Source organism: Echinicola arenosa (assembly GCF_014841125.1).
Lineage (GTDB): Bacteria > Bacteroidota > Bacteroidia > Cytophagales > Cyclobacteriaceae > Echinicola > Echinicola arenosa.
This window is the reverse complement of record NZ_JACYTQ010000004.1, coordinates 187,790-202,374: the sequence shown is the minus strand read 5'-3', so window position 1 is coordinate 202,374 and position 14,585 is coordinate 187,790. Positions and strand designations below refer to the sequence as shown.

At 39.5% G+C, this 14,585-nt stretch carries 12 protein-coding genes; 4 read left to right on the top strand and 8 right to left on the bottom strand.

Annotation, left to right across the window (positions count from 1 at the left end; all coding sequences use genetic code 11):
- Positions 1 to 87: 87 nt before the first annotated feature.
- Entirely contained in the window at positions 88 to 2,019 is a 1,932-nt protein-coding gene (locus IFO69_RS13105; protein WP_225444132.1) for a DUF3857 and transglutaminase domain-containing protein, read from the bottom strand.
- Positions 2,020 to 2,027: 8 nt separating this feature from the next.
- A complete protein-coding gene (locus IFO69_RS13100; protein WP_192010572.1) occupies positions 2,028 to 3,878 on the bottom strand; it encodes a DUF3857 domain-containing protein in 1,851 nt (616 codons plus the stop codon).
- Between the two features lie 199 nt (positions 3,879 to 4,077).
- Here IFO69_RS13100 and IFO69_RS13095 point away from each other — a divergent pair, with 199 nt between their 5' ends.
- A complete protein-coding gene (locus tag IFO69_RS13095) occupies positions 4,078 to 4,542 on the top strand; it encodes a MaoC family dehydratase (RefSeq protein WP_192010571.1) in 465 nt (154 codons plus the stop codon).
- A 78-nt stretch (positions 4,543 to 4,620) separates the two neighbouring features.
- The gene (locus tag IFO69_RS13090; RefSeq protein WP_192010570.1) at positions 4,621 to 5,745 is read left to right on the top strand and encodes a hypothetical protein; all 1,125 of its coding nucleotides are present in this window, start codon (positions 4,621 to 4,623) and stop codon (positions 5,743 to 5,745) included.
- 255 nt (positions 5,746 to 6,000) lie between these two features.
- On the opposite strand, the gene IFO69_RS13085 is transcribed toward IFO69_RS13090, so the two are convergent.
- Entirely contained in the window at positions 6,001 to 8,433 is a 2,433-nt protein-coding gene (locus tag IFO69_RS13085; RefSeq protein WP_192010569.1) for an outer membrane beta-barrel family protein, read from the bottom strand.
- A gap of 45 nt (positions 8,434 to 8,478) precedes the next feature.
- On the opposite strand from IFO69_RS13085, the gene IFO69_RS21740 reads away from it, so the two are divergent.
- On the top strand, positions 8,479 to 8,601 hold the full coding sequence (locus IFO69_RS21740; RefSeq protein ID WP_262891629.1) for a hypothetical protein: 123 nt from the start codon (positions 8,479 to 8,481) through the stop codon (positions 8,599 to 8,601).
- A gap of 61 nt (positions 8,602 to 8,662) precedes the next feature.
- Here IFO69_RS21740 and IFO69_RS13080 read toward each other — a convergent pair whose 3' ends face one another.
- The 3 genes from IFO69_RS13080 to IFO69_RS13070 all read right to left on the bottom strand — a co-directional run bounded on the left by IFO69_RS13080 (position 8,663) and on the right by IFO69_RS13070 (position 11,077).
- The gene (locus tag IFO69_RS13080) at positions 8,663 to 9,268 is read right to left on the bottom strand and encodes a superoxide dismutase (protein WP_192010568.1); all 606 of its coding nucleotides are present in this window, start codon (positions 9,266 to 9,268) and stop codon (positions 8,663 to 8,665) included.
- 107 nt (positions 9,269 to 9,375) lie between these two features.
- Complete coding sequence (locus IFO69_RS13075) at positions 9,376 to 9,819, bottom strand: nucleoside deaminase (RefSeq protein WP_192010792.1); 444 nt, start codon at positions 9,817 to 9,819, stop codon at positions 9,376 to 9,378.
- Between the two features lie 127 nt (positions 9,820 to 9,946).
- Positions 9,947 to 11,077, bottom strand: a complete 1,131-nt coding sequence (locus IFO69_RS13070) for a hypothetical protein (protein ID WP_192010567.1) — start codon at positions 11,075 to 11,077, stop codon at positions 9,947 to 9,949.
- A 329-nt stretch (positions 11,078 to 11,406) separates the two neighbouring features.
- Between IFO69_RS13070 and IFO69_RS13065 the strand changes: the two genes are divergently transcribed.
- Complete coding sequence (locus IFO69_RS13065) at positions 11,407 to 12,591, top strand: Na/Pi symporter (RefSeq protein WP_192010566.1); 1,185 nt, start codon at positions 11,407 to 11,409, stop codon at positions 12,589 to 12,591.
- 4 nt (positions 12,592 to 12,595) lie between these two features.
- Here the strand turns inward: IFO69_RS13065 and deoC are convergent, their stop codons facing one another.
- Both deoC and IFO69_RS13055 read right to left on the bottom strand, forming a co-directional pair.
- On the bottom strand, positions 12,596 to 13,264 hold the full coding sequence (deoC, locus tag IFO69_RS13060; protein ID WP_192010565.1) for a deoxyribose-phosphate aldolase: 669 nt from the start codon (positions 13,262 to 13,264) through the stop codon (positions 12,596 to 12,598).
- Complete coding sequence (locus IFO69_RS13055; RefSeq protein ID WP_192010564.1) at positions 13,257 to 14,468, bottom strand: NAD(P)-dependent oxidoreductase; 1,212 nt, start codon at positions 14,466 to 14,468, stop codon at positions 13,257 to 13,259. The genes deoC and IFO69_RS13055 overlap by 8 nt, the downstream gene beginning before the upstream one ends.
- Positions 14,469 to 14,585 lie beyond the last annotated feature (117 nt).

Here is a 14,585-nt window from a genome sequence, read left to right as displayed (position 1 = left end):
GAAGCTTTTTTGTGTGTCGTGCCAAGCCATAAAAAAAGCTGCTTGTCATAGACAAAGCAGCTCTGTTAGGGTGATCTTTCAACTTTCTCAGGATTTCTTCTTGAGCACTACCGGCTCTTGAATTTTATTGACCATATACTCCATAAATGCTTTAAGATCTTGGTAGTCCGAGGGCTGTACCATCTCTGTATTCAAATCAAATTTCACATTGATTCTAAGCACGTTGTTATTGGTATCTTCTTGAGGAATATAGATGAACTTGGCCAATCCACTAGGCATGGATATGGCTAATTGTTCCGGATAATCATCCAATTCGTAACCTTCAGGAATGCTGATATTGGCAATATAATTGTCAGAAAACACGTAGTTAAAATCAACTGGAAAATTCCTGTCATCGATCTTAAATGGATTTTCCTTGTGCCTTTTTACCATAATGGGATTGATGAGCAAAAGCTCCGCAGAAGTGTTCATCGGCATATTGACCATAAAACTACTTTCCACTTGTCTTCTTTTGCTTTCCAGATCCTTCACTTCAAGGCCCATTACATTGACCTCATCCTTGTCCAACATCTTTTCCAATTTCTCTTCATCCAAATCATCATTTCTCTCTAAAAACGACACTGCATCATAATCCAAATAACGCACGGTGTGGCCAAAATGAATTGAATCCGCCTCCAAAGAAATATTGACCATTTGTTTGATTCCTGACTTATGTTCCAAGTTCATTCTGATCAAATCACTTCCCTCTTCTTTCACCAGAAAACCGCCTTCGACATGATACGCTAGAGGCAAATAACCGAACGGAACATGCTCATGGGAAGTATCCGCAAACACCACTTCTCCGTCTATAGTAGCTTTTACGATAAGCCTATTGAACTGCCTCACAAATGGAAATTGAACCAAGTAGGATCTACCATTTCCTTTGCTACTGATAAGTAATGGATCTGCTTCAATCCCATTGGCACGTAACATGGCAATCATTAGAAGATTCAACTCTGTTTTGCTCCCGACTTTATTGGTCACTAACTTTTTGATGTTTTGATCTGGCACAAAACCGCCTTCGTCGTTGAGCGTATATTTTTCTTTAATCAGCTGATAAATATATTCTGCCTTCTCGGCCTCTGTCTCTCCTTCGATGTCTACTTCAGCAAGGTCTTTAAATGTCCCATTATTTCGGAAGTAAGACCTAAATGCGTCTATTTCAAATATCTCGTCAGCCAATTTTTGCCAATTACTTAATACAGATTCATAATGCCCCATGTTCCCATAGTCCTTATATCCAGCCAACTGAAATTCTATTTTATCCAGATAGTCCACGAAATTGTTCATGTAAGGCTCAGACTGCACAGACTTAAGGTTGGTCAAAGTCCATTCATTTTCTCCAAAATTATTGACTCTATTTTGGTTGGCCACCACAAAATGTTCTCCCTGGCCTAGAAACCGGTAATCCAGGTATTCTGGGATATCGATTTTATAACGGGAAAAAACTGTCGGAATATCATTCTGAAACTGCCATCCATCCAAAAAAGTAATGTTTTCAAAGTAATGGTCATATTCATATTCAATGATTGATCCTTCCTTTACATTTGGAAAAGTAAACCTGATTTCCTTATAGCCATTTCCAAGGTCAGTCTCAAAGAAATCCTTCTTGGACATCTTGGTAATTACTTCTTTGCCATTTTCAAGGTTCATCACTTGCGCTTTTAGGCCCGTAATGGCTTCCACCTTATTTTCACCTTCATAATAGGTAATGGTGATATCTGCATAATCCTTGGCCTTGCTATCAAAAATCTTTAGTCTTCTCTTTATCTCCGTAACCAATCGGCCATTGGAAAAGAACCCAATCCCTTGCTCACCTAAAACGATAGCAGCAGCTTCAGGCTCAAAAGCACATGAGGTCATCTCTAGTTCCTCTGAACTGTATTTCCCCAACTTTACCTCATAATCCTGGGCAAAAGAGGACAAGGAAAACAGCATTAAAAAGACCATTATAGCAAAGGCCCTAAGTAGGTGGTACATATTGTGTGTCATTTCTTTAAAAATATCGGTTGATCATCTAGCTTTTCTATTTGCTTGAGTGTCTTAGTGATTGTCTCTTCATCCACATCTTCAGGAAAATGAAACTTTATGACTCTGGCAATTTTTAATAAATTATCTTCAAGAACTTGGTGCTTTTTATAATCAAAATAATCCTCAGTAAGGTCCAAATCTACCTCTCCACTTTCCAGTTCCATTTCATCGGGGCTGGCAATCTCAATATTCTCCTCCCAATGCATATTAAAATTCAAAATATCATCCGCTTTGATGGTCTGGTACTTTGGTTTGATAATTAGCCTCTTGCTGGTGCTTTGATAAAACTGCTGTAAAAAAGTTTCATGATTTAGAATGGCCTTCGGCACGATTTGCTGATTATCTACATTGAGATCAAATTTCTCAATATGAGCGCCACTAAAATCCAAATCATAATAGATATGCTTTTCAACTTCCTTTTCATTAAAGTGACGCTGCACTGCCAAATAGGTCTGTGCTGCAAACCCTGTCATTTCTTTGGTTTGCTTGATCCTGGCCATTCCTTGGCCCAGCAGCTCAATCTTTGAATTGTTTTTGATCTGGTTATAATCAGTAGACTGATAAGCGGGAGTTTTGACGAGCTTTCCTCCTTCTTCAGTAATGACCAGCACATGTCTGTCCATCGTAAAATCCCCTAAAAAACCTGCAGGCAAAGTACTGGAGGTACATTCCAGCCAAACCGTATCCTGCTCCATGGGAACTTGCAATATGGCATGGTTGAACTGGTTTGACGGAAAATCCACATCAATGTCATTTTCATCACTTCCTGCCTTTACCAAAACATAATTCGCATTGATTCCAGCCTCTTTAAGCATGGCATTCATAAACATGCTTAGAGCTTTACAATCGCCATACTTGGCCTCAAAGACTTCCGTGGCATACATGGGCATGAAGCCTCCGATCCCCAACTGGATACTTACATAGCGATAATTATCCTGCATGTATTTATACAATATTTGAATCTTTTCCAGCTCCGACTCAAGCCCCTCTGTAAGTTCAGCGACTTTGGCTTTCGCATCTGGAGACAAGTCATCCTTGCCTTGATTAAGCTGATAGATCCAATTACCAAAACCTCCCCAAGTCTCCATATTGGACGCATAGCCTTCCATAGTAAAATCCTTTGGGGCAATTTTCACCATGGCGATACTATCCTCATCTGGTTTATCATCTGAAAGTTTGATGAGATTCTCGAGCTCCCAATGCATCTTGACCTTACCTTCAGAGTTGGACACTTTGGCTTCCTGATCGATATTCTTTACCAGATACCTGACCTCCATATTTTCAGGATAAATTAAATTAAGTTCAGCCTTTTCAACCAACTGCATTTTATTTCCTTCAGGCCTCCAAGTAGGGAATGACATGTTCCCCCTCTTTTTAGTGGTATATTCAAATTCAATTTCTAAGGGAAATTTACCGGCATGTAATTCAAAATATTTTAACCTGCTATCTTCAAAAACCGAATAATCAGAAATGAGAGAGACATCGTTCAGGTCTTTTAATTTCAGTTTATCGATTGTTTTTCCTGATGCCTTATCCGTAATCACTCCACTAAAATCTTCAATCGAAATCAGATCATTGTAAAAAATGGTAATCAGACCATCTTCCAACCCATCTTTGTTGAGCACGGTGACTTTTTTCTTCACAGTCTCCAGTACTTCAAAATCAGGAGTCAGTTCAACATCAAGTGTCTTGATGACCCTGGAATTAAACAGTACCAGTTTTTTATCAGTTTGGGCAAATACTTCACTTTTATAAAAAAACAGTGAAAATAGGGACCCCAAGAGTGCCCACTTAAAAAGGAGTTTCATTTTAAAATGTGTGGAATTATTAAAATTAAAAACAAATACAAACCTAAATCAAGTAAATAATTTCTGTAAAACAATAAGTATTACCAAAAAACGTTTCCGAAATTACGCTTGATGTAAGCAAAAAGCTAAAAACCAACAGGTTTAATAATGTACGGCCTTTTGTGTATATTCGCTTTTTAATTTATCATAACCATACTTCATGAGTCAGTTAATTATTAACAGTTTTGAGGAATTCGAAGAATATATCGGTAAAGATTTAGGAATTTCTGAATATCACACCATCACCCAAGAGCAAATCAACAAATTTGCTGATGCCACCTTGGATCACCAATGGATCCACACCAATCCTGAAAAAGCCAAGGCTGAAGGCGCCTTTGGCAACACCATCGCCCATGGGTACCTTACCCTTTCTCTCGTACCTTTTCTTTGGGAACAAATTGTTCAGGTAAACAACCTGAAGATGCTGGTAAATTATGGCATTGAGTCGTTGCGTTTTGCACAGCCTGTAGTAGTGGACAGTGAAGTAAGGCTCCATGCCAAACTGGCAAATATCACCGATTTGAGAGGCACAGTAAAGACAGAAATGGAAATAAAGCTGGAAATCAAAGACCAAAGGAAACCGGCTTTTACAGGCAAATTGGTTTTCTTGTATCATTTCAAGTAATTCTAGCATATTACTAAAAAGGTTTGTTTTTGCGGAACTATAAACTATATTTATAGTAGTTCTATCAAAAACAAACCGATGCTCAAAGCAACATTCCTCCTTTTTTCACTTGCGGCCTTTTTTCTCTTTTCTTGTGGCCAAAATTCTTCTGAATCCATTACCAAAGTTGAATCTCTTTCACTTGTAGTAAAAGACTCCATCGACATCTCCTATTTGGGCAAACTAATGCTACAGGATGTGGACACCAAAAACAATCGACTTTTGCTATATGATCAACAGCAAAGGTTGTTTCTCATCACAAATATGAAAGGTGATATCCTCCATCAATTTGGCAAGCAAAAAGACAGCAAAGGCGGCGTCAACTACCAATATGGTCCAGCCAAGTTTTTCAAAGAAGGACAGATACAAATTATAGGCATGCAGGGATTTTCTTGGTTTGACTTCAATGGGGAACTTCTCGATCACAAAAAATTCACCAACGCAGAACCTCCTTCATTTTCTGCACGACCTATGCTGGCTGAAGAGTTTACCCTCATTGATGGTAAGTATTTGGGGAAAGCCGTCCGAGCGCGTGGCCAGTACAGTATCATTGATCCAGAATTCTATGATGAATTTCAATTATTAGCTTGGTTTGACACTAAAGAAGCTACCTATGAACGTGTCTTTGGATTAGAAAATGAGAGTTTGTTCAAAAACGGAATGGCCTATGATGTCACTGAAATGATGCCCACTCACACTTACTTCGACAATAAAATTTTCATTGTGGTTGGCGTGGATCCTCACTTAAACATTTACCAGTCCCAAACACCTTATCGTTTACTTTCCCGCATTCCACTCCAATATTCACCTTTTTTCCAAAGTGAAGGCGAGGAGCCAGCCAAAGCTGATCCTTTGGCCATCAAAGGACCAGGTGCTTCTGGACACACACAAAACCTCAAGGCCACCTCAAAATACCTAATCACCAGCTTTGTGTCAGGCCATGACCTTGACAAAGAAACTGATGGTATTCGCCCCCAATCTTCTGAACATTTTTACATCATGGACCATGAAGGAAAAATGATGGCTATACTTGACAATACATTTGACATCAACCTTAGAGAGTTCACCACCCGGAATGACGAAATATGGGCTGTAAAAAAAATCAGTCAAGAGGTAGAGGAAGACTTTATTCGTATCTACAGAATGGCCATAGAGAAGCAATAGGCCCTAGAACTTAATTAACATGCGTTGAAAAAATCTGATTATCCGCTATGATGCCAGTAACCATACATCCTTTACTCAAGTGGTCGGAAGCCTGTCTAACTGCCAGGTAGATCTGAAGACCGAAGCAGTTGATACCTTAATCAAAAGGGTAGTTTCTACTCGCTTTTAATCTTTACTGGTAAAATTGCGGATATACAAAAAAAATAGCCTCCAAGAGAGGCTACTTTTTTGTTGTTAAACCAAAATAAAATATTTTTAATCTAGACGATTTCTTTCTTCTGTACTTCCACTTCTATTGGACACTTTAAAATTCTCACCTTTTGAGAATTTCCATCGCAATGTCAATCTAACGGCCTGCTGGCTATTGTATTGCTGTATATCTGTATTGATATCCCCAAAATTCACATTCCCCCTGAATGTTCTCATGCGGAAAATATCATTTCCATTGACGGTTAAAGAAAATTTATCATCTTTGAAAGTCTTGGTGACCCCTGCATCTACCCAACCAAACCCTTTGGCTTCCAACTGTCCTTCTAAAAATGGGCTCAAATACATACCAACCAATTCCACTTTAAATCCTTTGGGAAGCGTGATATTATGTTGGGTTCTAGCCATATAGCTAAACTGACTAACATCCAAAAACTCATCCCCCAATTGAGATTGATACGCTTTATAGTATAAGTTGATCATATTACTTGTACTGTACCATTCAGCTAATTCCACAGGTATCATCATCCTCAAACTTAAATCTTCAGATTTATCAAAATTCTGGACCTGCAAGGTTGTTTTCCGTGTCGCTTCATCCTGCGTCATCACCTGACCAAAAGCGTTGGTCGTTTTTGCGTAGGCCAAAGTAAACTGGTAAGCACCTTTGATCACATGGCTCATTTCGATATTGTTAGCATATTGAGGTTTTAGATTAGGATTCCCCTGTTCTGTAGTCAATGGATCCACATAAAACACAAATGGATTCAGCAATCGGTAGTTGGGCCGTGTAATCCTTCTATTGACATTATAGTTGATCTGATAATTTTCAGAGACCTTATGCTGCAAGAATACCGTCGGGAAAAGATTTAAATATTCCTGCTTATTTACCTCATTGAGCGTGACAGAGTTACCGGTGATATCTGAATATTCCAGACGTAAGCCTGCTTGAAACTCAAACTTTTCACTCAGCGGCGTATTCAAAGAAGCATAGGCCGCATATACATTTTCATTATAGATAAAATGATTGCTATTTGGATCCGGTTCGAAAGGTTCTTCCTCCACACTTCTGGAGATCATCAAGACATTGTCAGACTCTACCCAACTTCCTTTAAGACCTGACTCAAGCTTGGCCTTTTCACCCAAAGACTTGGTGAAGTCAGTCTTAGCTGTGAAGATGGTATAATTCATCTTATTTTCTGTGAAAATTCTATCAGTATCCCCTCCTTCAAAATCTTCATTTAGCCAGTAGTCATTGGTCAACAAACTGGTGGATCCACCATCAACAGCCGTGTAATCTATATCTGCTGTAAGTTTGGTACCCATTGTATCCAAGTTTCCAACATAATGGAAATTGCCGAAGATCCTCTGATTATCATCATCACCATCATTCAGGGCCCTAAGGTGGTTAAGCTCATTACTTCCAGGGTTAGAAATGTCTGTCTGGGAATTGCCATCGTTTTTCCCACTGTAGTCTGAAGCTTGGAGGTTTATACCAACCGAATGCTTATCATTGATTTGGTAATCGGCTCCACCATTGAAGTACACACTTTTTCCTCCCAGTTTCAATAATGCATTCTGATCGAACACTGACAATCCTTCATCCAGCTGAAATCTACGGATAATGTCCAAGTCTATATTTCGAACCCAACTGCTATAGTTCAGATTAGCATTGGTAGTCCATTTACCTCGCTTAACATTTAAACTTGCTCCTGCAAAAGGTGCGTTTCTGCCATTATAAAAATTACCTGCCTGGACGCTTCCATTCATTCCATTATAGTCATTCTTCTTCAACTTGATATTGAGCACTCCTGCAGCTCCTTCCGCATCATATTTGGCTGGAGGGTTACTGATCACTTCTATGCTCTTGATATTATCAGCCGGCATCGCCCTCAAAAAGTCCGCGAGTTCTTTGGCACTCATATAAGTCTGCCTGTCATCCAACAATACTATCACCCCAGAACGTCCGTTGAGATTAATATTCCCATCACTATCTACATAGACCCCTGGAGACCTTCCGATCACTTCCAATGCATTACTACCCTCTGCCATTACAGTTCCTTCAATGTTTACCACGGTTCTGTCGGCTTGAATAGTAACTTCAGGACGACTACTTCTCACTTCCACTTCATCAAGTGAAGTAGCTTCCTCCTCTAGGTTGATGGTTCCCATATTTTTTTTGGAAACTCCTTCCAAATTGATTTGCTCAGAAGTGTAGGTTTTAAAACCAATGGTGGAAACATTCAAAACTGCCATTCCAGACTTTTCGGTCTTAATGGAAAAGTTTCCTCGATCATCCGAAACAGCTCCAGAGATCATTTCTCCTGTTGCCGCTGTCACCAATGCCACATTGGCAAAAGGGAGCACTTCACCTTTGGCATCCTGAACTTTACCATAAAGCTCATGGCTATCCTGAGCCAAGGCATGGCTGGAGATCAAAAGGAAAGAAAATATTATAACGAATAATTGGTAAGATGTTCTCATGTGACTGTTTCAATTGCAAATCCTTCTCACCACCTTGAAAAACTAATGCCAAGAAAAGAAACAGGCCGAAACACTCAACAGGAAGTGTTTTTAGGCAATAGACCAAAAAACATCTGTATCAAAACCGTACAGTCCGATCGTACGGTTTATGAACAGTTCCACAAATAAAAATCCCCGATCCACCAATGTGAACCGAGGACTTTCTCAGTTAATTTTAATCTTTGAGGGCTTATTTAGCCGCTGCGTATCTTTTACCTACTTCTTCCCAGTTTACTACATTCCAGAAAGCAGTAATATAGTCAGGTCTTCTGTTTTGGTAATTCAAATAGTATGCGTGCTCCCACACGTCCAAGCCAAGGATAGGAGTACCTTTAGCTTCAGCTATGTCCATTACAGGATTGTCTTGATTAGGAGTAGAGGATACAAAAAGCTCACCGCTTCCATCTACACTTAACCATGCCCAACCAGAACCAAAGCGGGTAGCTGCTGCATTGTCAAATTCTTCTTTCAGCTTATCAAACGAGCCAAATTTGGCATCAATCGCCGCAGCTAAATCCCCAGATGGAGCGCCACCACCGTTTGGTGACAAAATTGTCCAGAATAGAGAGTGGTTATAGTGTCCACCGCCATTATTTCTTACCGCTCCGTTAGAGCCGGCCACTTTCATCAAATCTTCTAGGCTTTTTCCTTCCAGATCAGTACCCTCAATAGCAGCGTTCAATTTGGTAACATAACCATTGTGGTGTTTTCCGTGGTGGATTTCCATTGTCTTTGCATCGATATTTGGTTCCAATGCATTTACGTCATAAGGTAATTGTGGTAACTCAAAAGCCATTGTTTATAAAATTTTATAGTTAAACATTAAATAATTATTTCTTTTTTAAATCACTTACCAATCAAACCAAGTTAATTTAAAAATGGTTCTCCGAAAGGCCCATAATACTAATTTCTCAATTTTTTAAAAAAAGCATCCAACAGTGCCTTGGATTCTTTTTCCATCAAACCTCTGCTGATTTTGGTCTTGGGATGTAAAACCCCTTCCTTCAATCGCCCATAGCCTCTTCTGGGATCAGATGCTGCAAAATGGATGCCACCAAGCTGGGCCCAAAAACTTGCGCCTGCACACATCACACATGGCTCTAATGTAACATAAAGCTCACATTCTGTGAGGTATTTGGCCCCCAGAGAGTTTGATGCTGCAGTAATCGCCAAAATCTCTGCATGGGCAGTTACATCCGTCAGTTTCTCGGTTTGATTATAGGCCCTGGCGATGATCCTATTCCTACAAACCATCACAGCACCTACTGGAATTTCCTCTTCTTCAAAAGCAATCTTGGCCTGCTTTAAGGCCTCATTCATAAAATATTCGGGTGAGTATAATTCCATTGATCCTATTTTGGCCATTGAAGTTAAGTTAAATTTGTAAAGCGACAAAACCTCAACCTCCTCCAAAAGCACAATAATTTAAAAATGAGGCAAAAAAAAAGCGGCCTCAGCCGCTTTCAATATTTTATTAAAACAGTAAGTCAAAGACTTCATTCCGGACGCCTTCATTGATAACGAGTGCCAAGATCAACGACACGACCAAACCAATGGTCGCTTTCATAACATCATTGCTAGCCATCCTATATGCCCTGACCAAACGTGCTTTTCTCTTCTGTAGTTTCTTTGATTTTGCCAATGCAATGGCAATCTCCCTTCCACCAAGCAAACCGATAAACACCCAAGTGGTACTCATTGGCATCTTGCTGTACATTTTGAAATAAAACAAAAGGATACAGTATACAAAGTCTACTATGGTAGCAGCCCTAACATCGGTAACTTTTGATTTCTCATTAACAATACCTTGAATCCTATCTCCTTTAAAGTAAAATAAGAAGCCTAATCCAAAGAAAATAAATCCGGCATAAGCGATAAATTCATAGATATTCAAAGCTCTTGGCAAAAACACTGCAATATTTGCGGCATCCTGCATCAACCAAAGTGACCATAAAGTACCAGAAGTAATCCACTGTAAGATATACCAGTAGTTTTTGGCTTTACCTTTAAGATAACTGGTAACAAATTTCTCCAATACAAACCAAGTAACAATAGCGATCACAAAAGCCAGTAAATAGCCTATCAAACTCTTCTGAACCACTCCACCGATGGTACCTGCCTTATAAGTAAATACATTCAGCAACAAGAAAGTCGTAGACACTGGCATTCTTAGGCGGGTCATCACCATCAATACGATAGGTGCAGCCAATTGCAGAAACACAAATTGCTCCGGCGCTTTGTCCAATCCTTTAACATAAAGACGCTGATAACTCACATCCCCTCCATAGGTAATCCAACTGTAAATGGCCGTTGCTAGGAATATGCCTCCCATAAAGAGCCATAACCAATACCATTTTTTACGTTGGTTGGAAGCGATGAAAGTACCTATGGTCTGGATACTGTCATTACCAATAGCCGAGTAAGCTGCCAGGGTAAATCCAAACCACATTGCAGCATAGGTATATTGCGTGATAAAGCCGGCAATTGACACGAGCACACACAATACCAGTAAAAATGACTTCTCTTTCTTTGTAAAATCAAAAAGTGAATAGGCCGCTTTTGAAAGGGCGTCCTGGTTGATGTTTTGATCTTTTAGCTTAGCCATAGATTTGTTTTAGGCGATTTTTATTTGGCCACAAAGTTAAATAAGATATTAAGAGCATAGTGTTATCAAATTGTTAAGAAGAACCGCCAAGCACCTATCTTCCGGATTTTCAAGCACAATATGCCTTAAATAATTCTTTATACAAAATCAATTAGCTAAAAAAGACAATATTCACAAATAAAATATTGACATTTTTTTCCAAAAACCCTTAATTCGCTCATAATGTTAACATAAGCTTTACATCAATTTTAAAATTATCTATAGTTGTTCGGCTTATTTTGTGAATTACCTTAAATTACGCCTCTATTAATAAAGGACGATTTGAATAAATGACGGAAGAAGCACAGAAAAAAGAATCTTACAATCGGTGGATCATGGTTGCGCAAATGGTATTTGCGCTTATTCTTTTCATGACTTCGATAGATCTTTTGACCGTTTCCCTCCTCAACATGAACAATGAGGTAGCCAATGAAATATTCATGGCCACTAACAATCCTTTTGTCGGGCTGTTTATCGGCCTGCTGATGACCGCCCTAATCCAATCTAGCAGTACCGTGACAGCAATGATCGTAGCGGTAGTTGCTTCCGGAAGTTTAAGCATTATGCAGGCGGTCCCTTTGGTAATGGGTGCAAATATCGGCACCACGATTACTTCCACCTTGGTTTCCTTTACTTATATCATGAAGAAAAGTGAATTCCGAAAAGCCATTTCAGCTGGGGTACTTCATGATCTTTTCAATATTTTCACAGTGATCATCTTATTGCCACTGGAGTATTACTTTGGTTTCTTAAGTCGAATAGCCACTTATGTATCTGGCAGTCTCTTCAATGCCTCTGGAAGTTTAGGTCAGGATTACACCTATAATATCATCTTTACCAGGTCCATTAGTAAAACTTTGATTGAATGGATAGATTTCCCCATAGTGGCGCTGATCATTAGTGTCATTTTACTCTTCCTCTCGATCAAAATTCTATCTTCCTCTGTTTACAAGACATTTGTATCCACTAGTTTCAAACAAGTAAGTAAGCATATCTTTAAATATTCTTATCGTGCTTTCGCCTATGGGGTGTTTTTCACTGCAGCTGTCCAATCAAGTACCGTGACCACTTCACTGCTAGTTCCGGCTGTGGCTACCAAAAAAGTATCGCTCAATAAGGTTTTTCCTTTTATTATTGGAGCCAATATAGGCACTACTATCACTGCTGCCATCGCGGCGATTTATAAAACAGAAGCTGCCATAGCCATAGCCATTGTCCATTTTCTTTTCAACTTCATCGGGGCACTGATTTTCTTGCCATTTCCAGCACTGAGGAATATCCCTGTTAAAATGGCCATTTACTTTGGAAAAGAGTCGGCCAAGAAAAAGTTCATCGGAGTGACTTATATTCTTCTGGCCTTTTTTGTGATTCCATTCCTATTGATATATTTCAATAAGGATGGTGATGTCAGGGATTTGGAAGCGGGTAAAAAAATAGAGGTTGTAGAAAAAACACCTGTCAATCAAATGCCATAACATTTTACTTTTCCACTCTTTCTGCCATTTCTTTTAATATGTCTACACTGGAACTGGTACCTATTCTATCCGCTCCCGCCTGAATAAAATCAAGCACTTGGTCTAATGTTTTGATCCCCCCACTGGCCTTGATCCCTACATTGCTGGGCAAATTTTCCCTCATCAATCTAATATCCTCCAATTGGGCGCCAGATGTGGAAAATCCAGTTGAGGTCTTGACATAATCCACGCCGGCATCGCTACAAAGCTTGCAGGCCTCTACCTTTTCTTCATCAGAAAGTAAAGCTGTCTCTATAATTACCTTCAGTATTTTTCCTTCCTCATGACACACAGATGATAACTTCGCCAACTCGATCTTTGGCCAGTTCATTCTAGATTTATAAGCAGACAATGACCATACCACGTCGATTTCATCTGCTCCATTTTTAATGGCTTGTTGGGTTTCAAAGACTTTGGTTTCTGTCATTTGATAACCTAGTGGAAAACCCACCACGGTAACCACTTGAATATCCTCTTTTTGTAATTCCCTTTTTACCTTTTTCACCCAAAAAGGCGGGACACAAACACCTACAAACTGAGAAACCTTCGCCTGTTCAATCAAGGCATTGATGTCACGGTCGGTCAGATCAGGCTTAAGCAAGGTGTGCTCCAGGTATTTTCTCACATCAATCATTGGGGTGCACCTTTACAAAATCCTCCAAATAGCTGTATTTAGGTGTTAAAACACCATTCTTAGCAATGGTTGCTTCTTCTATAATTGGGTTTCCTTCCTCCAATAAAGCTGGAATCACTGCCTTCATCAACTGACTGCCAAAATCAGCAGAGGCATCTCTGGGCAGCTCACAAGGCAAATTATCTATTGCCATCACAGAAATACTCAATTGCTCCCCAAAGGCTGGAATCTCCTCCATGGTTTCCCTGTCCACATCATAAACGGGATCGGCAATGGTACTTGGCTTAATGGTAGTTGGCACAGATCCATCAATATCACAGGTAATATCCGCAATGACAGAAAGGTTGAAATCATCTTTCGCCACATCTTTAGCTGTAAAAAGTTTGGGAGCCCTGGGGTCCCAAAAAGCCGCAGCAAAAAGAATGTCACTTACTTCAGTGTATTTCAAAAAATGGCTTTCATACTTTTCCGGTTGAGAATAAAACTCCTCCTTATCATATTCACCATCAGTTTTTCTTCTGTTATAATCTTCCATGGCCAATTGGGCAAAAACCGGCTCATCGTAATAATTGTTGAGCAATTCCTTAGGACTCACTTCCCTGATGCCTGCCACTTCCAGGATTTCTTTTACCCCATTCCCAACCCGACCATTTCCTGTAATTACCATTTTGATTGGAGGAAGCTGGATATTTCTCACCTCATCATGCAATTCCTTGAGATCAAAGCAATCTTTAGCCCTTTTCATATCAAACAAACTGGCCTTCTTGCCGTAAGTCCATAACCCATTATATCCTCCTACAATCCCCGCCCATCTACCAAAAGCCACTACGCGCTCATTATTTGCACGGAGTACTTCATAATCAATCAATCTGATATTCTTTTCCAACACTGCTCTGAGCAAGCCTCTGTTGTAGGGTTGGGCTTTGATGGTATGCGAAAAGAAAAAGTAGGTTTTATCTGCTATTAATTGATCAATAGGAACTTCTTTAATGCCCATCAGCACATCACAATCACTGACGTCGGAAACAAGTTCTATTCCTGCATTCAGGTACTCTTCATCGATATATGCCCTCAAATCACTTTTTTGCACGACAAATACCGCCTGCCCTTCATAAGTTTCATTCAGATCTTTCAATTGCTCGGGACTAAAAGCCACCCGTCTATCCACGGGAATTTTCCCTTCTTTGATCAAGCCAATTTTCATAAACAGTTTAATTTATGGATATTCGCAAAGCCTTTAAAAATGGCTCATTTTGCAGATTTATTGTTCTAGTTTCTATTCCATAATATAAAAATAAAATACGATAATCTGCTTAATAAA

Bases quoted from the DNA above. Each gene is read 5' to 3' on its own strand.
- IFO69_RS13100 (WP_192010572.1), bottom strand. From the start codon at position 3,878: ATGAAACTCCTTTTTAAGTGGGCACTCTTGGGGTCCCTATTTTCACTG.
- IFO69_RS13085 (WP_192010569.1), bottom strand. From the start codon at position 8,433: ATGAGAACATCTTACCAATTATTCGTTATAATATTTTCTTTCCTTTTG.
- IFO69_RS13095 (WP_192010571.1), top strand. From the start codon at position 4,078: ATGAGTCAGTTAATTATTAACAGTTTTGAGGAATTCGAAGAATATATC.
- IFO69_RS13065 (WP_192010566.1), top strand. From the start codon at position 11,407: ATGACGGAAGAAGCACAGAAAAAAGAATCTTACAATCGGTGGATCATG.
- IFO69_RS13075 (WP_192010792.1), bottom strand. From the start codon at position 9,819: ATGGAATTATACTCACCCGAATATTTTATGAATGAGGCCTTAAAGCAG.
- IFO69_RS13105 (WP_225444132.1), bottom strand. From the start codon at position 2,019: ATGTACCACCTACTTAGGGCCTTTGCTATAATGGTCTTTTTAATGCTG.
- deoC (WP_192010565.1), bottom strand. From the start codon at position 13,264: ATGATTGATGTGAGAAAATACCTGGAGCACACCTTGCTTAAGCCTGAT.
- IFO69_RS13090 (WP_192010570.1), top strand. From the start codon at position 4,621: ATGCTCAAAGCAACATTCCTCCTTTTTTCACTTGCGGCCTTTTTTCTC.
- IFO69_RS13070 (WP_192010567.1), bottom strand. From the start codon at position 11,077: ATGGCTAAGCTAAAAGATCAAAACATCAACCAGGACGCCCTTTCAAAA.
- IFO69_RS13080 (WP_192010568.1), bottom strand. From the start codon at position 9,268: ATGGCTTTTGAGTTACCACAATTACCTTATGACGTAAATGCATTGGAA.
- IFO69_RS21740 (WP_262891629.1), top strand. From the start codon at position 8,479: ATGCCAAGAAAAGAAACAGGCCGAAACACTCAACAGGAAGTGTTTTTA.
- IFO69_RS13055 (WP_192010564.1), bottom strand. From the start codon at position 14,468: ATGAAAATTGGCTTGATCAAAGAAGGGAAAATTCCCGTGGATAGACGG.